This is a genomic window from Bradyrhizobium sp. USDA 4538 (assembly GCF_024171045.1).
Lineage (GTDB): Bacteria > Pseudomonadota > Alphaproteobacteria > Rhizobiales > Xanthobacteraceae > Bradyrhizobium > Bradyrhizobium australafricanum.
The window spans coordinates 6,130,323-6,155,211 of sequence record NZ_JALJZE010000001.1; the positions used below are offsets into that span (position 1 = coordinate 6,130,323).

General features: G+C 65.3%; 24 protein-coding genes and 1 other RNA gene. 18 read left to right on the forward strand and 7 right to left on the reverse strand.

From position 1 onward, the window contains the following. Positions 1-36 precede the first annotated feature (36 nt). Positions 37-3,744 (forward strand): AsmA-like C-terminal region-containing protein, encoded by a 3,708-nt coding sequence (locus J2R78_RS27745; RefSeq protein WP_253607593.1) that lies wholly within the window; start codon positions 37-39, stop codon positions 3,742-3,744. A 64-nt stretch (positions 3,745-3,808) separates the two neighbouring features. Here the strand turns inward: J2R78_RS27745 and J2R78_RS27750 are convergent, their stop codons facing one another. The 6 genes from J2R78_RS27750 to ssrA form a co-directional block, all read right to left on the reverse strand. Next, the gene (locus J2R78_RS27750; RefSeq protein WP_253607594.1) at positions 3,809-4,162 is read right to left on the reverse strand and encodes a VOC family protein; all 354 of its coding nucleotides are present in this window, start codon (positions 4,160-4,162) and stop codon (positions 3,809-3,811) included. Positions 4,163-4,218: 56 nt separating this feature from the next. After that, the gene (locus J2R78_RS27755) at positions 4,219-4,494 is read right to left on the reverse strand and encodes a ribbon-helix-helix domain-containing protein (RefSeq protein ID WP_024580116.1); all 276 of its coding nucleotides are present in this window, start codon (positions 4,492-4,494) and stop codon (positions 4,219-4,221) included. Continuing rightward, on the reverse strand, positions 4,491-4,679 hold the full coding sequence (locus J2R78_RS27760) for a DUF4169 family protein (RefSeq protein WP_016841076.1): 189 nt from the start codon (positions 4,677-4,679) through the stop codon (positions 4,491-4,493). Before J2R78_RS27760 ends, J2R78_RS27755 begins: the two co-directional genes overlap by 4 nt. A gap of 274 nt (positions 4,680-4,953) precedes the next feature. Continuing rightward, positions 4,954-6,372, reverse strand: a complete 1,419-nt coding sequence (gene fumC, locus J2R78_RS27765) for a class II fumarate hydratase (protein WP_253607596.1) — start codon at positions 6,370-6,372, stop codon at positions 4,954-4,956. 167 nt (positions 6,373-6,539) lie between these two features. After that, a complete protein-coding gene (locus J2R78_RS27770) occupies positions 6,540-7,049 on the reverse strand; it encodes an SspB family protein (RefSeq protein WP_092088616.1) in 510 nt (169 codons plus the stop codon). 149 nt (positions 7,050-7,198) lie between these two features. Then, positions 7,199-7,555: a transfer-messenger RNA gene (gene ssrA / locus J2R78_RS27775) on the reverse strand. An 88-nt stretch (positions 7,556-7,643) separates the two neighbouring features. On the opposite strand from ssrA, the gene J2R78_RS27780 reads away from it, so the two are divergent. The 12 genes from J2R78_RS27780 to J2R78_RS27835 all read left to right on the forward strand — a co-directional run bounded on the left by J2R78_RS27780 (position 7,644) and on the right by J2R78_RS27835 (position 18,243). Next, positions 7,644-8,255: a chromate transporter gene (locus tag J2R78_RS27780; RefSeq protein WP_253607598.1), complete on the forward strand. Its 612-nt coding sequence runs from the start codon at positions 7,644-7,646 to the stop codon at positions 8,253-8,255. Continuing rightward, positions 8,252-8,785: a chromate transporter gene (locus J2R78_RS27785; protein ID WP_076824254.1), complete on the forward strand. Its 534-nt coding sequence runs from the start codon at positions 8,252-8,254 to the stop codon at positions 8,783-8,785. The genes J2R78_RS27780 and J2R78_RS27785 overlap by 4 nt, the downstream gene beginning before the upstream one ends. Positions 8,786-8,878: 93 nt before the next feature. Further along, positions 8,879-9,379, forward strand: a complete 501-nt coding sequence (locus J2R78_RS27790; protein WP_057015038.1) for a tripartite tricarboxylate transporter TctB family protein — start codon at positions 8,879-8,881, stop codon at positions 9,377-9,379. Positions 9,380-9,386: 7 nt separating this feature from the next. Beyond that, positions 9,387-10,901, forward strand: coding sequence for a tripartite tricarboxylate transporter permease (locus J2R78_RS27795; RefSeq protein ID WP_018272999.1), 1,515 nt, complete (start codon positions 9,387-9,389; stop codon positions 10,899-10,901). 133 nt (positions 10,902-11,034) lie between these two features. After that, positions 11,035-12,015 carry a tripartite tricarboxylate transporter substrate binding protein BugD gene (locus J2R78_RS27800; RefSeq protein ID WP_092089948.1) on the forward strand — a complete coding sequence of 327 codons (981 nt, stop codon included), beginning with the start codon at positions 11,035-11,037 and terminating at the stop codon, positions 12,013-12,015. 174 nt (positions 12,016-12,189) lie between these two features. Next, a complete protein-coding gene (locus tag J2R78_RS27805; protein WP_028332488.1) occupies positions 12,190-12,984 on the forward strand; it encodes a thymidylate synthase in 795 nt (264 codons plus the stop codon). A gap of 20 nt (positions 12,985-13,004) precedes the next feature. Next, positions 13,005-13,490: a GNAT family N-acetyltransferase gene (locus J2R78_RS27810; RefSeq protein WP_253607600.1), complete on the forward strand. Its 486-nt coding sequence runs from the start codon at positions 13,005-13,007 to the stop codon at positions 13,488-13,490. After that, positions 13,490-14,002: a dihydrofolate reductase gene (locus tag J2R78_RS27815; protein WP_076824257.1), complete on the forward strand. Its 513-nt coding sequence runs from the start codon at positions 13,490-13,492 to the stop codon at positions 14,000-14,002. The genes J2R78_RS27810 and J2R78_RS27815 overlap by 1 nt, the downstream gene beginning before the upstream one ends. Positions 14,003-14,146: 144 nt before the next feature. Further along, the gene (hflK, locus tag J2R78_RS27820; protein WP_028342342.1) at positions 14,147-15,286 is read left to right on the forward strand and encodes an FtsH protease activity modulator HflK; all 1,140 of its coding nucleotides are present in this window, start codon (positions 14,147-14,149) and stop codon (positions 15,284-15,286) included. Further along, entirely contained in the window at positions 15,283-16,182 is a 900-nt protein-coding gene (gene hflC / locus J2R78_RS27825; protein WP_016841064.1) for a protease modulator HflC, read from the forward strand. The genes hflK and hflC overlap by 4 nt, the downstream gene beginning before the upstream one ends. 94 nt (positions 16,183-16,276) lie before the next feature. Further along, positions 16,277-16,477 carry a DUF2065 domain-containing protein gene (locus J2R78_RS27830; protein WP_028332483.1) on the forward strand — a complete coding sequence of 67 codons (201 nt, stop codon included), beginning with the start codon at positions 16,277-16,279 and terminating at the stop codon, positions 16,475-16,477. A gap of 269 nt (positions 16,478-16,746) precedes the next feature. Continuing rightward, on the forward strand, positions 16,747-18,243 hold the full coding sequence (locus tag J2R78_RS27835) for a Do family serine endopeptidase (RefSeq protein ID WP_168857168.1): 1,497 nt from the start codon (positions 16,747-16,749) through the stop codon (positions 18,241-18,243). A 109-nt stretch (positions 18,244-18,352) separates the two neighbouring features. On the opposite strand, the gene serB is transcribed toward J2R78_RS27835, so the two are convergent. Then, entirely contained in the window at positions 18,353-19,258 is a 906-nt protein-coding gene (gene serB / locus J2R78_RS27840; RefSeq protein WP_253607601.1) for a phosphoserine phosphatase SerB, read from the reverse strand. On the opposite strand from serB, the gene miaA reads away from it, so the two are divergent. From miaA to J2R78_RS27865, 5 genes are all read left to right on the forward strand, one after another. Next, positions 19,257-20,186 carry a tRNA (adenosine(37)-N6)-dimethylallyltransferase MiaA gene (miaA, locus tag J2R78_RS27845; RefSeq protein WP_253609927.1) on the forward strand — a complete coding sequence of 310 codons (930 nt, stop codon included), beginning with the start codon at positions 19,257-19,259 and terminating at the stop codon, positions 20,184-20,186. The two genes, serB and miaA, sit on opposite strands and share 2 nt — an antisense overlap. A 441-nt stretch (positions 20,187-20,627) precedes the next feature. Continuing rightward, the gene (locus J2R78_RS27850; protein WP_016841059.1) at positions 20,628-22,403 is read left to right on the forward strand and encodes an acetolactate synthase 3 large subunit; all 1,776 of its coding nucleotides are present in this window, start codon (positions 20,628-20,630) and stop codon (positions 22,401-22,403) included. A gap of 207 nt (positions 22,404-22,610) precedes the next feature. Beyond that, positions 22,611-23,597, forward strand: a complete 987-nt coding sequence (locus J2R78_RS27855) for a threonine dehydratase (protein ID WP_253607602.1) — start codon at positions 22,611-22,613, stop codon at positions 23,595-23,597. A 21-nt stretch (positions 23,598-23,618) separates the two neighbouring features. Further along, the gene (gene ilvN, locus J2R78_RS27860; protein WP_016841057.1) at positions 23,619-24,161 is read left to right on the forward strand and encodes an acetolactate synthase small subunit; all 543 of its coding nucleotides are present in this window, start codon (positions 23,619-23,621) and stop codon (positions 24,159-24,161) included. 3 nt (positions 24,162-24,164) lie between these two features. Then, entirely contained in the window at positions 24,165-24,860 is a 696-nt protein-coding gene (locus tag J2R78_RS27865) for a class I SAM-dependent methyltransferase (protein ID WP_028332477.1), read from the forward strand. The last annotated feature ends 29 nt before the right edge of the window (positions 24,861-24,889 follow it).

Consider the following 24,889-nt stretch of genomic DNA (forward strand, 5'->3'; position numbering starts at 1 on the left):
GGAGGCTGCCCCGGAGCTGGCTCAAAGGGAGACACCGTGCAGACGACGCTGCTCGGCCTGGCAATTGCCTTCATTCTTGCACTGGTCGCGGCGCTGGTCGGTCCATATTTCGTTGACTGGAACCAGTTCCGGCCGCAGTTCGAGGCGGAGGCGTCCAAGATCATCGGCGTGCCGATTCGCGTCGCCGGCAATCTCGACGCGCGTCTGCTGCCGGCACCCTCGCTGCGGTTGAAGACGGTCACCGTCGGCGGCGCCAACGACCTCGGCAAGATTCGGGCTGCCAATCTCGACGTCGAACTCAGCCTGAGCTCGCTGATGCGCGGCGAGTGGCGCGCGAACGAGCTCACCATCAACGGCGTGTCGCTCGATCTCGGGCTCGACCCGAAAGGGCGGATCGACTGGTCGCCGTCGAGCGGGAGCTTCAACCTCGCTTCGCTGGCGATCGACCGGCTCAACCTGACCGGCCGCATCGCGCTGCATGATGCAGCGAGCCGCAGCACGCTCGAGCTCAACGACATTGCCTTCAGTGGCGACGTCCGCTCGCTTGCCGGCGCGATCCGGGGTGACGGCAATTTCATGTTCGACGGCAACCGCTACCCGTTTCGGGTCTCCTCGGGGCAGAGCGCCGATGGCAGCGGCACTCGCCTGCACTTCAGCATCGATCCCGGGCAGCGGCCGGTGTCGGCCGATCTCGACGGCATCCTGACATTCGAGGCCCGCGCGCCGCGGTTCGAGGGCACGCTGACGCTGGCGGGTGCGCCCGGTCAGCGCGGCGGCGATGCGCCGCCATGGCGGATCGCGGCCAAGGTGAAATCGGATTATTCGGCGGCGCGGCTCGACCAGATCGACGTGAGCTATGGCGCCGAGGATCGTGCGCTGAAGCTCGCCGGCAATGGCGATCTGCGTTTCGGTGCGTCGCCGCTGCTGCGCGCCTCGCTTACGGCGCGGCAGCTCGACGGCGACAAGTTCGCCGCCAAGGATAGCAGCAATGGCAATGTCGAGCCGGTCCGCGTGCTGCCGGCGATGCGCGCGGTGTTGTCGGGTCTTCCGCAAAGCCCGATACCGGCGCAGGTGGAGCTGGCATCCGAGCAGATCATGCTCGGCGGCCGTCCATTGCAGGACATCTCGGCGGAGCTGCGATCGGATGCGAAATCATGGACGGTGCGCCGGCTGGAATTTCGCGCGCCGGGATCCACGCGGGTCTCGATGAGCGGTGCCAGCGCGCAAGCTGGAGCGGCGAACAGCTTCAAGACCGCGCTCAACATCGAATCGTCCGATCCCGACGCGCTGATGACCTGGCTGCAGGGGCGCGGCGACGCCACCTATCGCAGCCAGAGGCCGCTGCGTTTGCGCGGCGACGTCATGGTGTCACCATCGGGCTTTTCGATCGATGCGATGAAGGCGGAGATCGAAAGCGGCACGCTCGAGGGCCGCGTCGCGGTTACGCACCGCGAGGCGACCAGCGGCTCGAAGGTCGAGGCGCAGTTGAAGGCGGAGCGGCTCGATCTCGACGCGACCGCGGCATTGATCCGCTCGCTGGCCGGTCCGCAAGGCGAATGGCCCGACGAGGCGCAGCTGTCGCTCGACGTCGGGCGCGCGGTCTCTTCCGGGCAGGAATTGCGGCCGCTGCTGGCGAAGATCGCCTATAGCCCGAAGAACATCGTGCTCGAGCGCGTCAAGATCGGCCAGCCCGACAATGTCACGCTGGACGGCAGCGGCAATTTCGACCGCGCCAATTCGACCGGCAAGCTCGCGGTCGACGCGACCGCCGCGTCGCTTGGTCGGCTGACCGCTGTGGTTCAGCCGTTCGCGCCGGCGCTGGCGGCGCGGCTTGGCGTGCTTCGCGCGGATGCCGGCCCGGTTCGCGCCAGGCTCGCGCTCGACCTCGGCAAGAGCAAGGCTGCCGACCGCGTCAGCGCGCGCGCGACGCTCGATCTCGACACGCCGCAGCTCAAGGGCAATACGGTGATTTCGGTGACGCCACAGGTGGCCGCGATCCGTGCGCTGGATTTCGATGCACTTCGCCGCAACGAGGTTGCAGCTGAGACGAAATTCTCGGCAGGCGATGGCAACGCTTTGCTGGCGCTGCTTGGGCTTGACCACGCGGTCGCAGCCGGTGCCGGTTCGACGCAATTCGAGGGCACGGCGATCGGCGCGTGGGGCGCGCCGTTGCGGCTGAAGGCAAGGCTCTGGGGCGCAGGGCTCGACGCGGATGCCGAAGGGACCGCGGAGCCTTGGACCAAGGACGGGGCCAACGCGGGCAAATCGAGCATCAGCCTCCGCGTCCGCAGCGCCGACATCAGTCCGCTGCTCAATCTGAAGCCAGCCGATCCGGTCGCAAACATCCGCCTGTCGTCGAAGCTGACGCTCGCGGGCGACAAGCTGACCTTCGACGATCTCGACAGCATCATCGCCGGTTCACGGCTGCGCGGTCATCTGGCGCTGACGCTCGCCGATCAGAAAAGTGTCGACGGCGAAGTCGGTCTCGATCAGATCACGCTGGCGCCGATTTTCGCGGCCGCGATCGGCGCGGCCGGTCACGATGCGACGGAGCCGCTCGGCCAGGGCCTCACAAGCGCCTGGCGCGGCAAGGTCACGTTCGAAGCGCTGCATGGCCTGCTGCCGGGTGGCGCCGAACTGCAGCCGGTCAGCGGCACCATCAGGTCGGACGGGCAATCGCTGACCTTCGACGGCATCAAGGGCAAGCTCGGCGGTGGCGAGGCGACCGCCACCATCGATGCGCGACAGGGCGCCAACGGACTTGCGCTCAGCGCCAATGTGCGGCTGTCCGGCATCGACAGTTCAGCCTTGCGCTACCGCAGTCTCGCGATGCCCAAGGGACGCGCCTCGATGCAGATGACGCTGTTGACGCAGGGCCGCAGTGCCTCGGCGTTGACCGGCGCGCTGTCCGGCAGCGGCACCGTGACGCTGGAGGGGCTGAGCCTTCCGGGCCTCGATCCGCGCGCCTTCGAGGTTGCGATCCGCGCCAGCGATTCCGGGCAGGCGACCGACGACACGCGGCTGCGGCAGATCGTCGAACCGGTGCTCGCGAGCGGCGCGCTGTCGATTGCTTCGGCGCAAATCCCCTTCAACATCCGCGACGGCCGCCTCCGGGTCGGCGCCACCACGCTCGCGGCGAACGGCGCCAATGCGATCGTATCCGGCGGCTACGACATTCCGGCCGACCAGGCCGACATCCGCGCCGCCCTGGCATCGACGCAGGTCGGCACGGCCAACAGCCGACCGGAAATCCAGCTGCTTGCCGTGGGCACGCCCGACGGATTGTCGCGCAGCATCGACATTGCGGCGCTGTCGTCGTGGCTTGCGGTGCGCGCGATCGACCGGGAGACCAAGCGGCTCGACGCCATCGAGCGCGGCGAACCGGTGCCGCCGCCGACCCAAACGGCGCTTCCGCATCCGGCCGAGCCGGCGCCGGATGCATCCAACCCGAATTCGGCAGGAGTGCCTTCCGCCAACTTGCCGGGGCCTGGTCCTGATCCGCGCCGCGTGCCGGCGAAGCCGAAGATCGTTGCGCCGCGGCCGCCGACTGTCCCGCCGGCCGCCACCGCGCCCGCCATTGCGCCGCCCGCGTCGCTTGCGAGCCAGCCGCAGCTGGCGCCGCTGCCGCCGCCGATCGAGGTCAAGCCGGCGCCCGGCGCGGCCAGGCCAAAGCCGCTGCGGCCCCCGCTGTCGCTGACGCCGCAGGTCGCCAATCCACCGCAGCGGCCGGCGATGCAGAACTAAACGCGCTTTCAAGCGAAGTGGGCACCGGTTCGCGTCAAGACAGCGCTTCAAACGAAGCGCTGGCTCATGATCGGTGCTGGAGAATATTGATCAGCTTGCCGAAGGGATCGCGGACGAAGAAGCGCCGCACGCCCCATGGCTCCTCCGCCGGTCCGTATTCGATCGCGATGCGGGCTGCCTTCATCCGGCGCAGGGCCTCGTCGAGATCATCGACCTCGATCGAGAGATCAGGCACCGGCGTGCCGGAGCCACCTTCGGAAGCGAAGCTGATTTGAGCCTGCATTGTTTCGGATGAGCCATAAGTCGCAACCCAACCGAAATCCATCAGGGGCTCGAGGCCAAGCACGTCGCGATAAAACGACTTCGCTGCCGCTGTGTCCGGTGCGGCAACGTTCGCGACGATCCGATTGACCTTCATGCTGAGCCCGCGCAGCGGAACGACCGTCTACTGGTGGCGACGGTCGGAGACGGCCGTCAGGCCTGCTGACGCGTGTCAACCTGTTGCGGCCTGACATCCGTGGGCACCGCCGGCGTGGCGCGCGAGCGGAAGTAGTCGAGCACGAACAGCCGGATCGCGGAGGACAAATTGCCCTGCTGACGGTTGTTGTCGATCTCGCCGACCAACTCCGACAGCGTCATGTTCCGCAGACCGGAAATCTCCTTCATGCCATTCCAGAAGGCTTCTTCGAGGCTGACGCTGGTCTTGTGTCCGGCGACGACAATCGAGCGCTTGACGACGGGAGACTTCATGATGCGTCTCCATTTTCGATGCGGTGCTGATCGAGCACACGCGCGTTGCGCTCGCCGAGGAATTCGTCACGCGCTCGTTCGGATTTGGTGCGACCGAATAGCGCACGATTGGCTTCGGCCTGCTTCGCTGCTTGTTCGCGCTCACCGCGCTTCTTGAATCGTTTCAAGTTGACCACGTCGCCCATGCTCGTCGTCCTCATCGTCCCCAGAGCGGAATTGGTGATGCATCGTGACGAAAGCAAGAGCAACTGCGCTACGCGCCCGGCTCGATATCCATCCCGAATCCCCGTTTGATGCTCTGATAGCATCAAAGAATCCGTTTCGCTCTGCGAAAACTAGACGTCTGTACCATGCGCCAGCGCAGAGCTCATAGGTAACGCGCCTTAGTCTTTAGGCGTTATGATCCATAATTATATCACGCGCGCTGACCGTAATTATCCGGACAATGCGCGCTTCGCTTTAGCCCGGGTGTGTCATTTTGTCCGGCTGCACGAGGCGATCAAATTCATCCGCGGAAACAAATCCGAGCCGCAAAGCCTCTTCCTTCAGCGTCGTTCCGCGCGCATGCGCCGACTTGGCGACCTTGGCTGCGTTGTCGTAACCGATCTTCGGTGCGAGTGCGGTGACCAGCATCAGCGAGCGCTGCATCAGTTCGTTGATGCGCTTTTCGTCGGCGCGTATTCCGACAACGCAATGCTCGGTAAATGAGCGGACAACGTCAGACAGCAACTGAATGGAATTTATCATACAGTATGCCAACACAGGCTTGTACACGTTCAACTCGAAATGGCCCTGGCTGCCGGCGACGGTGATCGTGGTCTGATTGCCGAACACCTGGCAGCAGACCATGGTCATGGCTTCGCACTGGGTCGGGTTGACCTTGCCAGGCATGATCGACGAGCCCGGCTCGTTCTCGGGCAGGATCAACTCGCCGAGGCCCGAGCGCGGGCCCGAGCCGAGCAAGCGGATATCGTTGGCGATCTTGAACAGGCCGGTCGCCACCGAGTTGATCGCGCCGTGCACCAGCACATAGGCGTCGTTGGAAGCCAGCGCCTCGAACTTGTTGGCCGCGCTGGTGAACGGCAGCTTGGTGATCTTGGCGACGTGGCGCGCGAAGGTTTTCGCAAATCGCGGCTTCGAGTTGAGGCCGGTGCCGACGGCGGTGCCGCCCTGCGCGAGCGGAAGCAGATCTTTCACCGCGACGCGCAGCCGCGCGATGCCGCTCTCGACCTGCGCTGCGTAGCCGGAGAATTCCTGGCCGAGCGTCAGCGGCGTCGCATCCTGGGTGTGGGTGCGCCCGATCTTGACGATCTTGGCAAACGCCTTCTCCTTGTTGCGCAACGCGCGATGCAGTTCGGTGAGTGCTGGAATCAGATCGGCGACGATGCGGCTCGCTGCGGCGATATGCATCGCGGTCGGAAACGAGTCGTTCGACGACTGACTCATGTTGACGTGATCGTTCGGATGAATCGGCTTCTTGGCGCCAAGCTCGCCGCCGAGCATCTGGTTGGCGCGGTTGGCGATCACCTCGTTCACGTTCATGTTGCTCTGTGTGCCCGAACCGGTCTGCCAGACCACCAGCGGGAAATTGTCGTCGAGCTTGCCTTCGATCACTTCCTTGGCTGCGCGGATGATGGCGCCGGCGCGGCGCGCATCGAGCTGGCCGAGCTCGCGATTGGTCTCCGCGGCCGCAAGCTTCACGATGCCGAGTGCATGGACGATCGCGATCGGCATGCGGTCGTGGCCGATCTTGAAATTCTGCCGCGAGCGTTCGGTCTGCGCGCCCCAATAGCGGTCGGCGGGAACGTCGATCGGACCGAAGCTGTCGGTCTCGCTGCGGGTCTTTGCCTTGGAGGGGATCGTCGATCGAGCCATCATGCTTTCCGTGGATGCTTGCCGTTGCGTCATCAAAACGTGGCCCCGCGCGGCAACGCGACAGCGTCCGCGTGAAGGGCACGTTCATGCAGAAGGTAGGCCGGGATGACGATTTGTCATCCCGATCCCGGCAAGCATCCTACAAGGTCGAGGCGTGATCTGCGCTTAGATTATTTCTTGCGGAAGCGGTCCAGCCGCACGACCTCGGCGCCTTCGCTGGGCTTCGCGGGCTCCTGCTCGGTCTCGGCGCTCTCGGTCTCGGCCGCAGGGGCGGGCAGGGGAGAGGCCGGTGCGGTGGCGGGAGGGGCTTCTTCGGACAGTGCGTCCGAGACATCGAAGCGCAAATCGAACGGCGCGGACGGATCGAGGAAGCGCGTCACCGCGGCGAACGGCACGGTCAGCCGCTCGGGAATCCCGCCGAACGACAGGCCGACCTCGAAGCGATCCTCGGTCACCACCAGATCCCAGAACTGGTGCTGCAGGATGATGGTCATCTCCTCCGGATACTGCGCGAGCAGCCGGGGCGACAGCTTCACGCCGTCGCCGTGCGACAGGAAAGTGATGTAGAAATGATGCTCGCCCGGCAGGCCATGTTCGGCGGCGTCGGACAACACCCGGCGCAGCACCCCGCGCAGCGCATCGCGCGCCAGCACGTCATATCGGATGTGATCGGTCGCCATGGTGATCCTGTCGCTTCGAAAATGCGCGCCTGGGCGGCGCCGGACCCGTCCGACTCGCCCTTTCGCCATGCTACCCCGCCGGGAGCCGGAAATCAGCAGGGCTGGCAGCTGAAATGCGCGCGGACGCCCGATTGGGAGACAAGGGATGAAGTGGAGGCTTCTGTTGCCAGGTGCCTCCGAACCCCGCCTAGCGGAGCTTAACCCGCTAGGACTTTAAGATGGTCTTTCAAACTGCGTTACGCAGCCTGAGCAACCGGAGCAAAGTTGTCGTTGGCAACTATTGCATTGGCCCGATGTCGGCGGAACCATACCGAGAAAAAACACGCCCTTTACGCCCTCGTCGATCCTATTTCGCCCCCGCCGAAAGCCACCGCGACGGATGGATTTTGGTGGAGGCGCCGGGTACCGCCCCCGGGTCCGAATGGTTTATTGCGACGGTCATTTATTTCCATAGCCGGCGAACCGGCACCCCCAATATAGCGGCAAAGTCTTAGAAAAACAGAGCCGATTCAGGTCCTTTCGGCTGTGAAAACCCACCGATTTCGGGTTGGCCAGGGTCTTGGCGCTGTCCCGGCGCCGTTCTAGGTTTCGTCCATGCCCCCGGATTCTCCGCCGGTTGCCGCCCCGGCGCCGGATGCCCCCGTACCATCGCCGCCCCACCAGCCCGGCCTGCTTGAGCTGTTCCTGGCCTTTGCCAAGATGTCGCTGGCCGGCTTTGGCGGGGTTCTGGTCTGGGCCCGGCGCGCGATCGTCGAGCAGCACCGCTGGATGACCGCGGAGGAGTTCAACGAGACCTTCGCGCTGTGCCATTTCCTGCCAGGTCCGAACATCGTCAACCTGTCGGTCGTATTCGGCTCGCGCTTTCGCGGCATAGCCGGCGGGCTCGCGGCCTTCGCCGGGCTGGTCGGGCCGCCGATGGTGATCGCGACCATCCTTGCCGCGCTCTATGCCCGTTACGGCGACATCGACGTGCTGCGCCGGACGCTCGCCGGCGTCGCCTGCGCCGCGGTCGGGCTGCTGTTCGCCGTCGTCTTCAAGATGATGATGCCGCTCCTGAAGCGGCGCGATGTCACGGGCCTCGTCATTCTGGCTGCTGTTTTCGTCGCGATCGGACTGATCCGCTGGCCGCTCCAGATCGTGCTGCTGGTGGCGATCCCGCTCAGCATTGCGACGACGGTCCTGGCGCGCCGCATGGTGCGGGCATGAGCTCGGAGTCCAACCCGATCGCGGCGCTGGTCTGGACCTTCGGCCTGATGTCGCTGTTTGCGGTCGGCGGCGCCAATTCGGCGATTCCCGAAATGCACCGTGCCGCCGTCGACGTGCATCACTGGCTGACCGACAAGCAGTTCGCCGACGTATTCGCGATCTCGCAGCTCTCGCCGGGGCCGAACGTGCTGATCGTGACCTTGATAGGCTATTCTGTCGCAGGCGTCGCCGGGGCGTTGGCCGCGACGGTGGCGATGTGCGGACCGACCGCGCTTCTTGCCTATTATGTGAGCCGTTTCCTCGATCGCTCGCGCGAGGCGCGCTGGCCGGCGATGATCCAGGCGGCACTGGTTCCGCTGTCGATCGGTCTGATGGCGGCCTCCGGCCTGATCGTGGCGCAGACCTCAGACCAAAGTTGGATCGCGGTCCTGATCACCATTGTCGCGGCCGCGCTTGCTTTTGCGACGCGGATCAACCCTTTGTGGATGTTGCTGGCCGGAGGCCTCTTGGGTTTCGCTGGCGTTATCTGACGAAAATCGCTAGCAAGGCTTTCGGTCAACGCACCACAAACCAAGCCATTCAATCAAAACGGGCGGGACAGCCCTGACGGGGGAAGCGAAGTCATGAGCGATACGCCGAGCGAGGCGCCGGTCAAATCGATCTTGCCGAAATGGGTGCGCGGTCCGCAGGATTTTGTCGGCGGGCTCGCCATGATGGCGGTTGCGCTGTTTGCCTTGTGGGCCTCGAGCGATTTGCAGGGCATGCACGGATTTTCGTTCGGCGCCGGAACCGCGCCGCGCATGTTCGCCGTGCTGCTGCTGTTGCTCGGCGGTGGTGTCGCGCTGATGGGAGTTCTGCAGAATGGCCCGCATATCGCGGCCTATTCCTGGCGCGGCCCGTTGTTCGTATCTGCCGCAATCGTGTTCTTCGCATTGGCGATCCGGCCACTCGGGCTTGTGGTCTCCGCCTTTGCCGCCTTCATGATCGCGGCGATGGGCTCGCAGGAGACGAAGTTGGTCGAGGCCATCATTGTCGGCGCCTGTCTGACCCTCGGCTGCGCGCTGCTTTTCCCCTATGTGCTGGGACTTCCGATGCCGATGTTCCCGCGTTTCCTGATCCAGTGAGGGCGTGATGGAACTGTTTGCCAATCTCGCCCACGGTTTCGCGGTCGCATTCTCGCCGATCAACCTTCTGATGTGCCTGATCGGCGCACTGGTCGGCACGCTGGTCGGCGTGCTGCCGGGCATCGGCACCATCGCCACCGTCGCCATGCTGCTGCCAATCACCTTCGGCCTGCCGCCGGTCGGTGCGCTGATCATGCTCGCCGGCATCTATTACGGCGCGCAATATGGCGGCTCGACCACCTCGATCCTGGTCAATATTCCGGGCGAGGCGACCTCGGTGGTCACCGCGCTCGACGGCCACCAGATGGCCAAGCAGGGCCGCGCCGGTCCGGCTCTGGCGATCGCCGCGATCGGCTCGTTCTTCGCCGGCTGCGTCGCGACCGTGCTGATCGCCGTGCTCGGCGCGCCGCTGACCAAGCTCGCGCTGGCGTTCGGTCCGGCTGAATATTTCTCGCTGATGGTGCTCGGCCTGATCTTCGCGGTGGTGCTCGCCAAGGGCTCGGTGCTGAAGGCGATCGCGATGATCGTGTTCGGCCTGTTGCTGTCGATGGTCGGCTCCGACATCGAGACCGGCGCCTCGCGCATGGCCTTCAACATCCCCGAGCTCGCCGACGGTCTCGGCTTTGCCACCGTGGCAATGGGTGTGTTCGGCTTCGCGGAGATCATTCGCAACCTCGACCACGGCGCCGAGATGAACCGCAACCTGGTGCAGCAGAAGATCACCGGCCTGATGCCGACCAGGAAGGACATCGCGGATTCCACGCCGGCGATCCTGCGCGGCACCGTGCTTGGCTCGATCCTCGGCATCCTGCCGGGCGGCGGCGCCGTGATCGCCTCGTTCGCGGCCTATACGCTGGAGAAGAAGCTGGCGAAGGATCCGAAGCGGTTCGGCCGCGGCGCGATCGAGGGCGTGGCGGCGCCGGAAAGCGCCAACAACGCCGCGGCGCAGACCTCGTTCATCCCGCTGCTCACGCTCGGCATCCCGCCGAACGCGGTGATGGCGCTGATGGTCGGCGCGATGACCATCCACGGCATCGTGCCGGGTCCGCAGGTGATGCAGAAGCAGCCCGATCTGGTCTGGGGCATGATCGCCTCGATGTGGATCGGCAATCTGATGCTGATCATCATCAACCTGCCGTTGGTGGGCATCTGGGTCCGTCTGCTGCGCGTGCCGTACCGCCTGATGTTCCCCTCGATCGTGGTGTTCTGCGCGATCGGCATCTACTCGGTGAACAACGCGCCGGTCGACGTCGTGCTCGCCGGCGTGTTCGGCCTGGTCGGCTATTGGCTGATCAAGCACGATTTCGAGCCGGCACCGCTGCTGCTCGGCATGGTGCTGGGCCCGCTGATGGAGGAGAACCTGCGTCGCGCGCTGTTGATCTCGCGTGGCGACTGGAGCGTGTTCGTCTCGCGGCCGCTGTCGGCGGTGCTGCTGGCGATCGCGGCCGGTCTCCTGGTGCTTGCCGTGCTGCCGACCTTGCGTGCCAAGCGCGACGAAGTGTTCGTGGAATCCGAGGGCTGAGCGAGCCGTCGGCCCTGCGTCGGCGCGCCGCAGGCGGAAGTCGAATCGACACTCGATGTCGTCCCGTGAAATGAAAATGCCGGCCGATTTGGCCGGCATTTTTATTGGTCAAACGTTCCCGGGAGGAATTGAGATGATGTCCATTCGCTCGCTTGCGGGCGCATGCCTTTCGGCATTTGTCGCGCTCGGCGCATTCGCCATGCCGGCGTCTGCGCAAAATTATCCGACCCGCACCATCACCATGATCGTGCCGTTCGCAGCCGGCGGCCCGACCGATGTCATCTCGCGCATCGTCACCGCGCACATGGCGCAGACGCTGGGACAGAGCATCGTCATCGAGAACGTGGTCGGCGCCGGCGGCACCACCGCGACGACGCGCGCCGCACGCGCCGCCAATGACGGCTATACGTTGATTACAGGGCATATGGGCACGCACGCCGCCTCTGTGCCGCTCTATCCGAAGCTTGCCTATCACCCGGAAAAGGATTTCGAGCCGGTCGCGCTGCTCGCCGGCACGCCGATCCTGATCCTTGCCCGCAAGGACTTTCCGCCGAAGGATCTCAAGGAATTCGTCGCCTACGTGAAGGCCAATGCCGAGAAGGTCAACGCCGCGCATGCCGGCATCGGCTCGGTCTCGCACGCCTCCTGCGAGCTCCTGAACTCGATCCTCGGCGTCAAACCGGTCGGCGTGCCCTTCAACGGCACCGGCCCGGCCATGAATGCGCTGGTCGCCGGCCAGGTCGACTACATGTGCGACCAGATCGTCAACGCGGTGCCGCAGATCAACGCCGGCACCATCAAGGCCTATGCGGTCGCCACCCCCGAGCGCAACCCGTCGCTGCCCAATGTGCCGACCACGACGGAAGCCGGCTTGCCGGCCTTCCAGGCCCAGGCCTGGAATGCGATTTTCGCGCCGAAGGGAACTTCGCCCGCCATCATCGCCACGTTGAATGCCGCGGCCATCAAGGCGCTTGACGATGAGAACGTCCGCAAGCGCCTGCTCGACCTCGGCAGCGTGATCCCGGCACCCGCCAACCGTACGCCGGAGGCGCTCGCGACGCTCGTCAAGAACGAGATCGCGAAGTGGACGCCGGTGCTCAAGCCGGCAACTTAATCCAGTACAATCAGGCAGATAGGGCAGGGGCGGGACGCGAGTTCCGCCCCTTGTCGTTTGGCGCGGAGTGCTCACTTTTCAGGGTATAATCGGTGCGTTCAGCCGAATCAGCGTGCCGACCGGCGGCCTTGGCCGCTACATTGGTCGTTCTCTCGAAAGCCCGAAACAGACGCCATGAACCAGTATCACGACCTGCTCGAACGCATCCTCGCCGACGGTGCCGAGAAGCACGACCGCACCGGCACCGGGACGCTGTCGATCTTCGGTCATCAGATGCGTTTCAACCTCGCGGCCGGCTTCCCGATGCTGACCACCAAGCGGCTGCCGCTGAAGGCGATCGTGCACGAGCTGCTCTGGTTCCTCGCCGGCGACACCAACATCAAATATCTCAACGACAACGGCGTCACGATCTGGGACGAATGGGCCGACGCCAACGGCGACCTCGGTCCGGTGTACGGCTCGCAATGGCGGTCGTGGCCCGCGCCGGATGGCCGTAGCATCGACCAGATCGCTGGCGTGGTCGAGATGATCAAGCGCAATCCGGATTCGCGACGGCTGATCGTCAGCGCCTGGAATCCGGCCGAGGTCGACAAGATGGCGCTGCCGCCGTGCCATTGCCTGTTCCAGTTCTATGTCGCGAACGGCAAATTGTCCTGTCAGCTCTATCAGCGCTCGGGCGACGTCTTCCTCGGCGTACCCTTCAATATCGCCTCCTATGCGCTGCTCACCATGATGGTCGCGCAGGTGACCGGGCTGAAGCCCGGCGATTTCGTGCACTCGCTCGGCGACGCGCACCTCTACTCCAACCATCTCGAGCAGGCGCGCCTGCAGTTGACGCGGCCGACGCGGCCGTTGCCGACGATGGCGATCAATCCGGACGTGAAGGATATCTTCGCGTTCCGCTACGAAGACTTCAAACTCGAAGGTTACGACCCGCATCCGCACATCAAGGCCGAGGTCGCGGTATGAGTTGCGGTCTGAGGGATTGAATGTCGCTGACGATCCGCCGCGCGCGGCCCGATGAGGCCGGACTGGTGTTCTCGCTGGTCCGCGAACTCGCCGAATACGAAAAGCTTCTGCACGAGGTTCACGCCAGCGAGGCCGATATCGCCGAGGCGCTGTTCGGCGCCAACCCGCGGCTCTATTGCGACATCGCGGAATGGAACGGCGAACCTGTCGGCTTCGCGGTCTGGTTCGTCAATTTCTCGACCTTCGCCGGCCGCCACGGCATCTATCTCGAAGACCTCTTCGTGCGTCCGGCGCTGCGCGGCAAGGGCATCGGCAAGGCGCTCTTGGTGCATCTGGCGAAGCAATGCCTCGCCAATGGCTGGTCGCGCCTGCAGTGGGCGGTGCTCGACTGGAACGCGCCGTCGATTGCATTCTACAAGTCGCTCGGCGCCGAGATGATGGACGAATGGACGATTTGCCGCGTCTCCGGCGAGGCGCTGTCGGCTCTCGCGGAAGGGGCGCGCTGATGGAGATCGTGCTCGTCGTAGCGGTCGCCGAGAACGGCGTGATCGGGAGCGACAACGCCATTCCATGGCGGCTGAAATCCGACCAGCAGCGTTTCAAGGCGATCACGCTCAACAAGCCCGTCGTGATGGGGCGCAAGACCTTTGAGTCCCTGCGCAGGCCGCTGCCGGGCCGCACCAACATCGTGGTAACGCGCGATCCCAACTACCGCGCGCGCGGCGCCATCGTCACGACGTCGTTTGACAACGCCCGCGCCATTGCGCTTGGTGACGCGCTGCGGCGTTTCGCCACTGAGATTGCAATCATCGGTGGCGCGGAAATCTACGCGCAATGGATGGGCACCGCCGATCGCCTTGAGATCACCGAGGTCCATGCCCGGCCGGACGGCGACACGCGGTTCGACAAAATCGATGCGCAGCTGTGGGACGAGGTGGCGCGCGTGCGAAATCCGGCAGGCCCGGACGACAGTGCCGACTTCTCCTATGTGACATATCGTCGGCGCGGCCCGGGTTAACCAATGTTTGCATTGACAATTATGCCCCGGCGCATAGCTCGTCCGGCCAGGAAGCTTGCGTTGTAAGGGCCCTAGCGGTCCCCTATAACCGGGCCGGACATTCGAGGCCGGGCGTCCCGTCCGGACTTGCCGAGGAGATGTTTGATGCCGTGGAAAAATCAAGGCGGGGGGCCCTGGGGCTCGGGTCCGAAAGGGCCATGGGGCACCGGTCCGCAGTCAGCCGGGCCAAGGCCGCCGGATCTTGAGGATCTGCTGCGGCGCGGCCAGGACCGCCTGCAGCAGTGGCTGCCCGGCGGGCATTTCAGCGGCATGGGCGTCGCGCTGGTGCTGGTCGCCGCGCTGGCGATCTGGTTCGCGACCGGCATCTTCCGCGTGCAGTCCGAAGAGCTCGGCGTCGTGCTGCGCTTCGGCAAGTATGTCCGGGATGCGCAGCCGGGCCTGCGCTATCACCTGCCATATCCGATTGAGACAGTGCTGCTGCCGAAAGCGCTGCGCGTCAACACGATCTCGATCGGCATGACGCTGATCGACGATCCCGCTCGCCGCGGCCGCACCATGCGCGACGTGCCGGAAGAGAGCCTGATGCTGACCGGCGACGAGAACATCGTCGACGTCGACTTCACGGTGTTGTGGCGCATCAAGCCGGGTGGGGCCGGCGCCTATCTGTTCAATATCCAGAATCCCGAAGGCACCGTGAAGGCGGTTGCCGAAAGCGCGATGCGTGAGGTGATCGGCCGCTCGCAGATCCAGCCGATCCTGACCGGGGCGCGCAACGTCACCGAGCAGAGCGTCCAGGAGCTGATGCAGAGGACGCTCGATACCTACAACGCGGGCATCCAGATCACGCAGGTGCAGATGCAGAAGGTCGATCCGCCGGCGCAGGTGATCGACGCATTCCGCGACGTGCAGGCGGCGCGCGCCGACCTCGAGCGCAAGCAGAACGAGGCACAGACCTACGCCAACCGGATTGTGCCGGAAGCGCGCGGTCGTTCCGCGCAGATCCTGCAGGCCGCCGAAGGCTACAAGGAACAGGCGGTCGCCGACGCCAAGGGCCAGAGCGCACGCTTCCTGAAAGTCTATGAAGAGTACAAGAAGGCACCCGACGTGACGCGCGAGCGCATCTATCTGGAGACCATGGAAAAAGTGCTCGGCGGCTCCGAGAAGCTGGTTTACGACGGCGGCCCGGGCCAGAACATCGTGCCCTACCTTCCGCTCGGCGAACTGACGCCGCGGCGTCCGGCGGCACCGGCCACGACCGGCCAGCAGCAGGGAGCCACCCGATGAGGTCTCCCGTCACCGGCATTGTGTCCCTGATCATCCTCTTCATTGTGCTCGCCGTCGGCTACAGCTCGGTGTTCACCGTGCAGCAGACCGAGCAGACCATCGTCTTGCGGTTCGGTGAGCCGGTCGACATCGTCACCGAGCCCGGTCTGCACTTCAAGGCGCCGTGGAATTCGGTGATCAACGTCGACAAGCGCATCCTCGATCTGGAAAACCCGTCGCAGGAGGTGATCGCCTCCGACCAGAAGCGGCTCGTGGTCGACGCCTTCGCGCGCTATCGCATCAAGAATGCGTTGCGCTACTACACCAGCGTCGGCTCGATCCAGGCCGCCAATCTGCAGCTGACCACGCTGCTGAACGCGGCGCTGCGCCGCGTGCTCGGCGAGGTCAACTTCATCACCGTGGTGCGTGACGATCGCGAGAAGCTGATGCAGCGGATTCGCGAGCAGCTCGACAGGGAAGCGGACGGCTACGGCATCGAGGTCGTCGACGTCCGCATCCGCCGTGCCGACCTGCCGGAGCAGAACAGCCAGGCCGTCTACAACCGGATGAAGACCGAACGTGAGCGCGAGGCGGCCGAGTTCCGTGCCCAGGGCGACCAGAAGGCGCAGGAAATCCGCTCGAAGGCCGACCGCGAAGCGACCGTGATCGTCGCCGAGGCGAACTCGGCCGCGGACCAGACCCGCGGTGCGGGTGACGCCGAGCGCAACCGCTTGTTCGCCGAAGCCTATGGCAAGGACAAGGACTTCTTCGCGTTCTATCGCTCGATGACGGCCTATGAGAACGGCCTGCGTTCCAGCGACACGCGTTTCCTGTTGCGGCCGGACTCGGAATTCTTCAGATACTTCGGCGGTGCAAGCGGCAAGTTGCCTGAGGCGGCCGCCGCGCCGAAACAGTAACGTCACGACTTGAACATCAGGACTTGGCGGCGATGCGGATGACGCTTCGCCGCCGACCAAAAACAACAAGCATCGAGCGGGAGGCTGCCATCCGATGAAGTCCATAGCGTTCGGCGACTTCCTCATCGGGTTGGGAATCCTGTTCGTGCTCGAAGGCATTCTGTTCGCGGCAAGCCCCGCCTGGATGCGCCGGGCGATGAAGAGCGCGCTGGCGACACCCGACAACATCCTGCGCATCGTCGGTATCGGCTCGGCGGTCGCCGGGCTCGTCCTGATCTGGGTGGTGCGAAGATAGTCGCCGCTCCGGAGCATGCGAAGCATGACCGCCAATGCGCGATTGCGCATCGGGGAACCTCGAGATTCCCCAAGGTGCGCAATTGCGTCCCCGGGGTTCAGCCTTGTCGGGCTGCCCCGGAATGACAAGCAAGACTGAACATAATCGTGAGCCTCTCGCAGCCGGTTTTTCGCCGAAATGTCCGGCTGAGATGCTTGCGCCGTATGCCCGTTCGGGCGCACTCTGTAACTAGCGCATTTGAACCCGTTTGCCTCTGGAGAAACTCCTACATGACCGCTGCCAGACCAGCCCTGAGCCGCCGCTTCCGCATGATGGGAGCCGCGATCTCGATCGGTGCTGCGAGCATGCTGAGCTCCGTGCCGGCGTTCGCACGCGGTCCTGAAGGCATCGCCGACATCGCCGAGAAGGTGATCGACGCCGTCGTCAACATCTCGACGTCGCAGACCGTCGAGGCCAAGGACCGGACGATGCCGCAGCTGCCGCCGGGTTCGCCGTTCGAGGAATTCTTCGACGACTTCTTCAAGAACCGCCGCGGGCCGCCTGGCAAGGGCGGCGACAAGAGCGGTGAGTTCCAGCCGCGCAAGACCAACTCGCTCGGCTCGGGCTTCATCGTCGACACCGCGGGCATCGTCGTCACCAACAACCACGTCATCGCCGACGCCGACGAGATCAACGTCATCCTCAACGACGGCACCAAGATCAAGGCCGAGCTGGTCGGCGTCGACAAGAAGACCGACCTCGCGGTCCTGAAATTCAAGCCGCCGAAGCCGCTCACCGCGGTCAAGTTCGGCGACAGCGACAAGATCCGGCTCGGCGACTGGGTGGTCGCGATCGGCAACCCGTTCAGCCTCGGCGGCACGGTGACCGCGGGCATCGTCTCGGCCAAGAACCGCGACATCAGCCAGGGCCCGTATGACAGCTACATCCAGACCGACGCCGCCATCAACCGCGGCAATTCCGGCGGTCCGCTGTTCAACCTCGATGGTGAGGTGATCGGCGTCAACACGCTGATCATCTCGCCGACCGGCGGTTCGATCGGCCTCGGCTTCGCGGTGCCGTCGAAGACCGTGGCCGGCGTCGTCGACCAGTTGCAGAAATTCGGCGAGCTGCGCCGCGGCTGGCTCGGCGTGCGCATCCAGCAGGTCACCGACGAGATCGCCGACAGCCTCAACATCAAGCCGGCGCGCGGCGCGCTGGTTGCCGGCGTCGACGACAAGGGGCCGGCCAAGCCGGCGGGCATCGAACCCGGCGACGTCGTCGTCAAGTTCGACGGCAAGGACGTCAAGGACCCGAAGGATCTGTCGCGCATCGTTGCCGACACGGCGGTCGGCAAGGAAGTCGACGTCGTCGTCATCCGCAAGGGCAATGAGGAGACCCGCAAGGTCACGCTCGGCCGGCTCGAGGACAACGAGAAGGTTCAGCAGGTCAACGCCAAGTCGAAGGACGACACCGCCGAGAAACCGGTGACCCAGAAGGCGCTCGGTCTCGACCTCGCGGCGCTGAGCAAGGACCTGCGCACCAAGTACAAGATCAAGGACAGCGTGAAGGGCGTCGTCGTCACCGGCGTCGACGGCAATTCCGATGCCGCCGAGAAGCGGCTGTCGGCGGGCGATGTCATCGTCGAGGTGGCGCAGGAGGCGGTGTCGAGCGCCGCCGACATCAAGAAGCGCGTCGATCAACTCAAGAAGGACGGCAAGAAGTCGGTGCTGCTGCTGGTCTCGAACGGCGACGGCGAACTGCGCTTCGTCGCGCTCGGCGTGCAGTAGCCCCGATGGTCATTGCCGGGCTTGACCCGGCAATCCATCACCTAACAAAGTTCTTGCGAAGAAGATGGATGCCCGGGTCAAGCCCGGGCATGACGACTTTCGCGAACGGCTACCCCGCCACGAACTCATCCCGCCGGTAGCCCTGCGCGTACAGCAGCGCGGTGAGATCGCCGTGGTCGATCCGGACCGCGGCCGCGGCCGCGACCGCCGGCTTGGCGTGATAGGCTACGCCGAGGCCCGCAGCCTGGATCATGCCGAGATCGTTGGCGCCGTCGCCCACCACAAGGGTGTCGATCTCGTCGAGATCGAAGGACTCGGTGAGCTCGATCAAGGTGGCGAGCTTGGTGGCGCGGCCGAGGATCGGCTCGACCACCTCACCGGTCAGCTTGCCGTCCACGACCTGCAACTGGTTGGCGCGGTTTTCCTGAAAGCCGACCTTCGCCGCGACCACCTTGGTGAACAAGGTGAAGCCGCCCGAGATCAGGCAGGTATAGGCGCCGTGCGCGCGCATGGTCATGACCAGTTCGCGGCCGCCCGGCGTCAGCGTGATGCGCTTGTCGAGCACCTCGTCGACCACGCTGACCGGCAGTCCCTTGAGCAGCGCCACCCGCTCGCGCAGCGCGGACTCGAACTCGATCTCGCCGCGCATCGCACGCTCGGTGATCGCAGCGACATGGGCCTTGAGCCCGGCGAAGTCGGCGAGCTCGTCGATGCACTCCTGGCCGATCATGGTGGAATCCATGTCGGCCAGAAAAAGCTTCTTGCGCCGGGCGATCCGAGGCTGCACGACGATGTCGATCGGCAGGTCGCCGCGGGCCTGGCGAACGCGTTCCTCGATCGCCTTGATACCGTCCCTGCTGCTGTCCTCGCTCTCGAACGGAATGTCGGCGGCGACTTCGTTGAACAGCCACTGCGCCGGGCCGGGTGAGGGCAGCAGGGCCCGCGCACCGTCGACGATGGTGGAGTCGAGCGCGGGGCTTGCAGGATTGCAGATCAGCGTGGCAACGAGGGACATGCAGGCGCATTCGGGATTGTTGAACAAGGCAGTGCTTATCGCAGGGCCGACCGCCAGCGGCAAGTCGGCGCTGGCGCTCGAACTCGCGCAGCGGACCGGCGGGGTCGTGATCAACACCGACTCCATGCAGGTCTATCGTGACCTCCGGATCATCACCGCGCGGCCGACCGCAGGCGAAGAGGCGCTGGTTCCGCACCGGCTCTATGGCCATGTCGACGCCGGCGTGAATTTCTCGGCGGGCGCCTGGGTGGCCGATGCGGCGAAGGTGCTCGGCGAGGCGCGTGCGCAGGGACGGCTGCCGATCTTCATCGGCGGCTCGGGCCTCTATTTCAAGGCGCTGACGCGCGGCTTGTCGGCGGTACCGCCGATCCCGGCCGATGTGCGCGACGGCGTGCGCGCACGGCTCGAGCAGCACGGCGTCGAGGCGCTGCATGCCGAGCTTGCAGCGCGCGATCCGGTGTCGGCCGAGCGGCTGAAGCCGCGCGACCGCACCCGCATCGCACGCGCGCTCGAGGTCGTCGAGGCCACCGGCCGCCCGCTGCCGGACTGGCATCGCGAGGGCCTGCCGCCACTGCTGCCGCCGGGCGATTTTCATGCGCTGTTTCTCGCGCCGGAGCGCGAGAGGCTCTATGCACGGATCGACGCCCGGTTCGGTGTCATGCTCGATGCCGGCGCGCTCGACGAGGTCGCGGCGCTGGCGGCGCGTGGGCTCGATCCGTTGCTGCCGGCGATGAAGGCCCATGGGGTGCCGGCGCTGATCCGGCACCTGAGGGGAGAGATCAGCCGCGAGGAGGCCGCCGAGATCGGCCGGGCCGATACCCGCCATTATGCGAAGCGCCAGTTCACCTGGTTCCGCCATCAGCTCCCGGAATTCGAATGGGTCGAGCCGGATACGGCGGGCAAATGGCTGCGAGGGCAAGTCCCGTAGCCCGGATGGAGCGCAGCGCAATCCGGGGACCGGCCCTCCGCGCGGAGGCTATCCCGGATTGCGCTGCGCTCCCATCCGGGCTACCGGGCCGGCGGTCCCGCACGCCCGTCAGCCATGCGCGTTCGCCCGCGCAAAAACACTCGCCGAACGAGCGGAACCCCGGTAGAGTACGGAAATCGCGAAAGTGCTTGCCTCGCCTTGACATTCAGGCTTTGGCCGCTATGTTCGCGCAACCTTTGGGAAGACTGGGTCGTATCGTGCGCAACATTATTACCAAACTGCTTATCGCCGTCGTACCCAGGCACACCGCCGGGGATGGCTAGCGGCCATCCAAATTCGGGCGGTGTGCATGGGGCCTCTAGGGCCCCTTTTTATTGCCCGAAGCCGAACTGACGAGAACTGACAAAAGCCGCGCAAAAACAAGCGCATCCGGAGCGAACCATGACCGACAAGAGCCACGATCCCAATCAGATGACCGGCGCCGCGATGATCGTGCGCGCGCTCATCGATCACGGCGTGCAGCATGTCTTCGGCTATCCCGGCGGTGCGGTGCTTCCGATCTACGACGAGATCTTCCAACAGAGCGAGGTCGAGCACATCCTGGTCCGTCACGAGCAGGGTGCCGGCCATGCCGCCGAAGGCTATGCGCGCTCGACCGGCAAGCCCGGCGTGGTGCTGGTGACGTCAGGCCCCGGCGCCACCAACATGGTGACGCCGCTGACCGACGCGCTGATGGATTCGATCCCGCTGGTCTGCATCACCGGCCAGGTGCCGACCCACCTGATCGGCAACGACGCCTTCCAGGAGTGCGACACGGTCGGCATCACGCGGCCCGCCACCAAGCACAATTGGCTGGTCCGCGACGTCAACGACCTCGCCAGGGTGCTGCACGAGGCCTTCTATGTCGCCACCACCGGCCGGCCCGGCCCGGTCGTGGTCGACGTGCCGAAGGACGTGCAGTTCGCGACCGGCACCTACCATCCGCCGCGCAAGTCGGACGTGCACATCTCCTACACGCCGCGCGTCAAGGGCGATGCGACCCAGATCCGCAAGGCGGTGGCGCTGCTCGCCAACGCAAAGCGTCCGGTGATCTATTCCGGCGGCGGCGTGATCAATTCGGGTCCCGAGGCCTCGAAACTGCTGCGCCAGTTGGTGGAGGCGACCGGCTTCCCGATCACCTCGACCCTGATGGGGCTGGGCGCCTATCCCGCTTCGGGCCCGAACTGGCTCGGCATGCTGGGCATGCACGGCACCTACGAAGCCAACATGACGATGCATGATTGCGACGTCATGCTGTGCGTCGGCGCGCGCTTTGACGACCGCATCACCGGCCGTACCGACGCGTTCTCGCCGGGCTCGAAGAAGATCCACATCGACATCGATCCGTCCTCGATCAACAAGAACATCCGCGTCGACGTGCCGATCATCGGCGACGCCGGCAACGTGCTCGGCGATTTGCTGCAGGTGTTCAAGGCAGAAGCCAAGAAGCCGGACATCAAGTCGTGGTGGCAGCAGATCGCGCAATGGCGCGCGCGCAACTCGCTGTCCTACCGCAAGAACAACGATATCATCCTGCCGCAATACGCGATCCAGCGCCTGTTCGAGCTGACCCGCGGCAAGGACACCTACATCACGACCGAGGTCGGTCAGCACCAGATGTGGGCCGCGCAGTTCTTCGGCTTCGAGGAGCCGCACCGCTGGATGACCTCGGGCGGTCTCGGCACCATGGGCTACGGCCTGCCGGCCGCGGTCGGCGTGCAGGTGGCGCATCCGGACAGCCTGGTGATCGACATCGCCGGCGACGCCTCGGTGCAGATGACGATCCAGGAGATGTCGACGGCGGTCCAGTTCGAGCTGCCGATCAAGATTTTCATTCTGAACAACCAGTACATGGGCATGGTGCGGCAATGGCAGCAGCTGCTGCACGGCAACCGCCTGTCGCATTCGTACTCCGAGGCGCTGCCGGACTTCGTCAAGCTCGCCGACGCTTATGGCTGCGTCGGGCTGCAGGCGACCAAGCCGTCCGATCTCGACGGCGCGATCAAGGAGATGATCTCGATCAAGCGCCCGGTGCTGTTCGATTGCCGCGTCGCCGCGCTGGAGAATTGCTTCCCGATGATCCCGTCGGGCAAGGCGCATAACGAGATGCTGCTGCCGGAAGAGGCGACCGATGAGGCCACGGCGAAGGCCTTCTCCGGTGGCAAGGCGCTGGTGTGATGATAGATCGGCGTGGAGCACTCTCTTTTCATCTCGCCCCGCTTGCGGGGAGAGGTCGGATTGCGCGCAAGCGCAATCCGGGTGAGGGGGAGTCTCCGCGAGTCCGTCTCTCACCATTGCTCTGGAAGCAGCCCCTCACCCCAACCCTCTCCCCGCAAAGAGCGGGGAGAGAGAACTTATCACGCGCTCGGATGGAGGGCGGCTCCCATGTTTGACCTCAACGAGCTCGAGCGCGCGCACCGGATCGTCGGCACCGCAGTGCCGGCGACGCCGGCGCACGCCTGGCCGCTGCTGGCCGAGCGGCTCGGGACCGAGGTCGTGGTCAAGCATGAGAACCACACGCCGACCGGCGCCTTCAAGGTGCGCGGCGGCCTGGTCTATCTCGAACGGCTGAAGCGCGAGCGCGCCGACGTGCCCGGCATCATCTCGGCGACGCGCGGCAATCACGGCCAGAGCCTGGCGTTTGCTGCCGGGCGTCACGGCGTGCCGGCGACAATCTACGTGCCGCGCGGCAACTCGGTCGAGAAGAACCGCGCCATGCACGCGTTCGGGGCCGAGCTCGTCGAGCACGGCGACGACTTCCAGGCCGCGCGCGAAGAGGCCGAGCGCCGCGCCCAATTCGCCGGCCTGCACATGGTGCCGTCGTTCCACCCGGACCTCGTGCTGGGTGTCGCGACCTACGCGCTCGAACTGTTCCGTACCGCGCCCGATCTCGACATTCTCTACGTGCCGATCGGGCAGGGCTCCGGCATCTGCGGCTGCATCATGGCGCGCGACCTGCTCGGGCTGAAGACCGAGATCGTCGGCGTGCAGTCGACCGAGGCGCCGTCCTACGCGCTGTCGTTTGCGGCCGGAAAGATCGTCACCACCGAGACCAGCAACACCCTTGCCGACGGCATGGCGACGCGGATTCCGGACGCGGATGCGTTCGCGCTGATCCGCAAGGGCGCCTCGCGCATCGTGCAGGTCAGCGACGACGAGGTCGGGCAGGCGATCCGCGCCTACTGGACCGATACCCACAATCTCGCCGAGGGCGCGGGCGCTGCGGCGCTCGCGGCCGCGCTGCAGGAAAAGAGCAGGCTCGCCGGCAAGCGGGTCGGCCTGATCCTGAGCGGCGGCAATATCGATTTCGATCTGTTCCAGACCTGGATCGGAACGGATGCTGCGCCGGCCGCCGAGCGGGCGGTGGCGTGAACAGAATGTAAGGGGACGACCATGAACCAGCCCGCATCCGCCTACTTCCTCGAAGAGCGTCACGATCCCAACGAGACGCACACTTTGTCCGTGCTCGTGCAGAACGAGCCCGGCGTGCTCGCGCGCGTGATCGGCCTGTTCTCCGGCCGCGGCTACAACATCGAGAGTCTCACCGTCTCGGAGACCGAGAGCCAGAAACATCTCTCGCGGATCACGATCGTCACCACCGGCACGCCGATGGTGATCCAGCAGATCAAGCATCAGCTCGACCGCATGATCCCGGTCTACCGCGTCGTCGACATGACGCTGACCGGCAGCTCGATCGAGCGCGAGCTTGCGATGGTCAAGGTGCGGGGCGGTGGCGATCACCGCGTCGAGGCGCTGCGGCTGGCGGACGCGTTCCGCGCCCGGGTGATCGACGCCACGACCGAGAGCTTCGTGTTCGAGATCACGGGCAATTCGTCCAAGATCAGTCAGTTCATCGACCTGATGCGTCCGCTGGGCCTGGTCGAAGTGTCACGAACCGGGGTGGCCGCGATCACGCGCGGGCCGGAAGGGATGTGAGGCATGTTGGCGCGCGACTGGTACTACACGCAACGGCGGCAGGTCGGTCTCGATACCGCGGTGGCCTCGATCTATGACGTCAGCGAGGACAGCGATGTCCGTGCCCGCCAGGCGCTGACCATGCTCGGCGTCAAGCCGGGCTGGCGGATCGCCGATATCGGCTGTGGCAACGGCGTGCTGGCCACCGAGGCGGCATTGATGGGCGCCGAGGTCGACGCCATCGACATCTCGCCGGCGATGATCGGGCTTGCCGAAATCTATGCGCGCGACCGCAAGGCGAAGATCCGGACCCAGCCGGCCGGCCTGCTGTCGTTCGCCTACCAACCGAATTCCTACGACCTCATCGTCAGCGAGTTCACGTTGCACCATCTGCCGGACTTCTGGAAGGCGGTGGCGCTGTCGCGAATCTTCAACGCGTTGAAGCCCGGCGCGAACTTCTACCTGCGCGACATGGTGTTCGTCGGCATGCCCGACGGTGTCGATCGCGATGTCGAAGGATGGGCCGACTTCTCGATCAAGAATCACGGCTTCGAGCGCGAAAGCGTGATCACCCATATGCGCGACGAATACTCGACCTTCGGCTGGGTGATGGAGCGCATGCTGACCGAGACCGGTTTCACGCTGGTCTCCGTCGACTACCACGCGCCCCTGCACGGCACCTATCTGCTGCGCAAACCGAAGCCCGACGAACAGATCTAGATCCCGACCGAAACGGAAGCAAAAGAAGA

Coding starts and splice junctions, on each gene's coding strand:
- J2R78_RS27750 (WP_253607594.1), bottom strand. CDS start 4,162: ATGAAGGTCAATCGGATCGTCGCGAACGTTGCCGCACCGGACACAGCG.
- J2R78_RS27755 (WP_024580116.1), bottom strand. CDS start 4,494: ATGAAGTCTCCCGTCGTCAAGCGCTCGATTGTCGTCGCCGGACACAAG.
- J2R78_RS27760 (WP_016841076.1), bottom strand. CDS start 4,679: ATGGGCGACGTGGTCAACTTGAAACGATTCAAGAAGCGCGGTGAGCGC.
- fumC (WP_253607596.1), bottom strand. CDS start 6,372: ATGATGGCTCGATCGACGATCCCCTCCAAGGCAAAGACCCGCAGCGAG.
- J2R78_RS27770 (WP_092088616.1), bottom strand. CDS start 7,049: ATGGCGACCGATCACATCCGATATGACGTGCTGGCGCGCGATGCGCTG.
- J2R78_RS27780 (WP_253607598.1), top strand. CDS start 7,644: ATGCCCCCGGATTCTCCGCCGGTTGCCGCCCCGGCGCCGGATGCCCCC.
- J2R78_RS27785 (WP_076824254.1), top strand. CDS start 8,252: ATGAGCTCGGAGTCCAACCCGATCGCGGCGCTGGTCTGGACCTTCGGC.
- J2R78_RS27790 (WP_057015038.1), top strand. CDS start 8,879: ATGAGCGATACGCCGAGCGAGGCGCCGGTCAAATCGATCTTGCCGAAA.
- J2R78_RS27795 (WP_018272999.1), top strand. CDS start 9,387: ATGGAACTGTTTGCCAATCTCGCCCACGGTTTCGCGGTCGCATTCTCG.
- J2R78_RS27800 (WP_092089948.1), top strand. CDS start 11,035: ATGATGTCCATTCGCTCGCTTGCGGGCGCATGCCTTTCGGCATTTGTC.
- J2R78_RS27805 (WP_028332488.1), top strand. CDS start 12,190: ATGAACCAGTATCACGACCTGCTCGAACGCATCCTCGCCGACGGTGCC.
- J2R78_RS27810 (WP_253607600.1), top strand. CDS start 13,005: ATGTCGCTGACGATCCGCCGCGCGCGGCCCGATGAGGCCGGACTGGTG.
- J2R78_RS27815 (WP_076824257.1), top strand. CDS start 13,490: ATGGAGATCGTGCTCGTCGTAGCGGTCGCCGAGAACGGCGTGATCGGG.
- hflK (WP_028342342.1), top strand. CDS start 14,147: ATGCCGTGGAAAAATCAAGGCGGGGGGCCCTGGGGCTCGGGTCCGAAA.
- hflC (WP_016841064.1), top strand. CDS start 15,283: ATGAGGTCTCCCGTCACCGGCATTGTGTCCCTGATCATCCTCTTCATT.
- J2R78_RS27830 (WP_028332483.1), top strand. CDS start 16,277: ATGAAGTCCATAGCGTTCGGCGACTTCCTCATCGGGTTGGGAATCCTG.
- J2R78_RS27835 (WP_168857168.1), top strand. CDS start 16,747: ATGACCGCTGCCAGACCAGCCCTGAGCCGCCGCTTCCGCATGATGGGA.
- miaA (WP_253609927.1), top strand. CDS start 19,257: ATGCAGGCGCATTCGGGATTGTTGAACAAGGCAGTGCTTATCGCAGGG.
- serB (WP_253607601.1), bottom strand. CDS start 19,258: ATGTCCCTCGTTGCCACGCTGATCTGCAATCCTGCAAGCCCCGCGCTC.
- J2R78_RS27850 (WP_016841059.1), top strand. CDS start 20,628: ATGACCGACAAGAGCCACGATCCCAATCAGATGACCGGCGCCGCGATG.
- J2R78_RS27855 (WP_253607602.1), top strand. CDS start 22,611: ATGTTTGACCTCAACGAGCTCGAGCGCGCGCACCGGATCGTCGGCACC.
- ilvN (WP_016841057.1), top strand. CDS start 23,619: ATGAACCAGCCCGCATCCGCCTACTTCCTCGAAGAGCGTCACGATCCC.
- J2R78_RS27865 (WP_028332477.1), top strand. CDS start 24,165: ATGTTGGCGCGCGACTGGTACTACACGCAACGGCGGCAGGTCGGTCTC.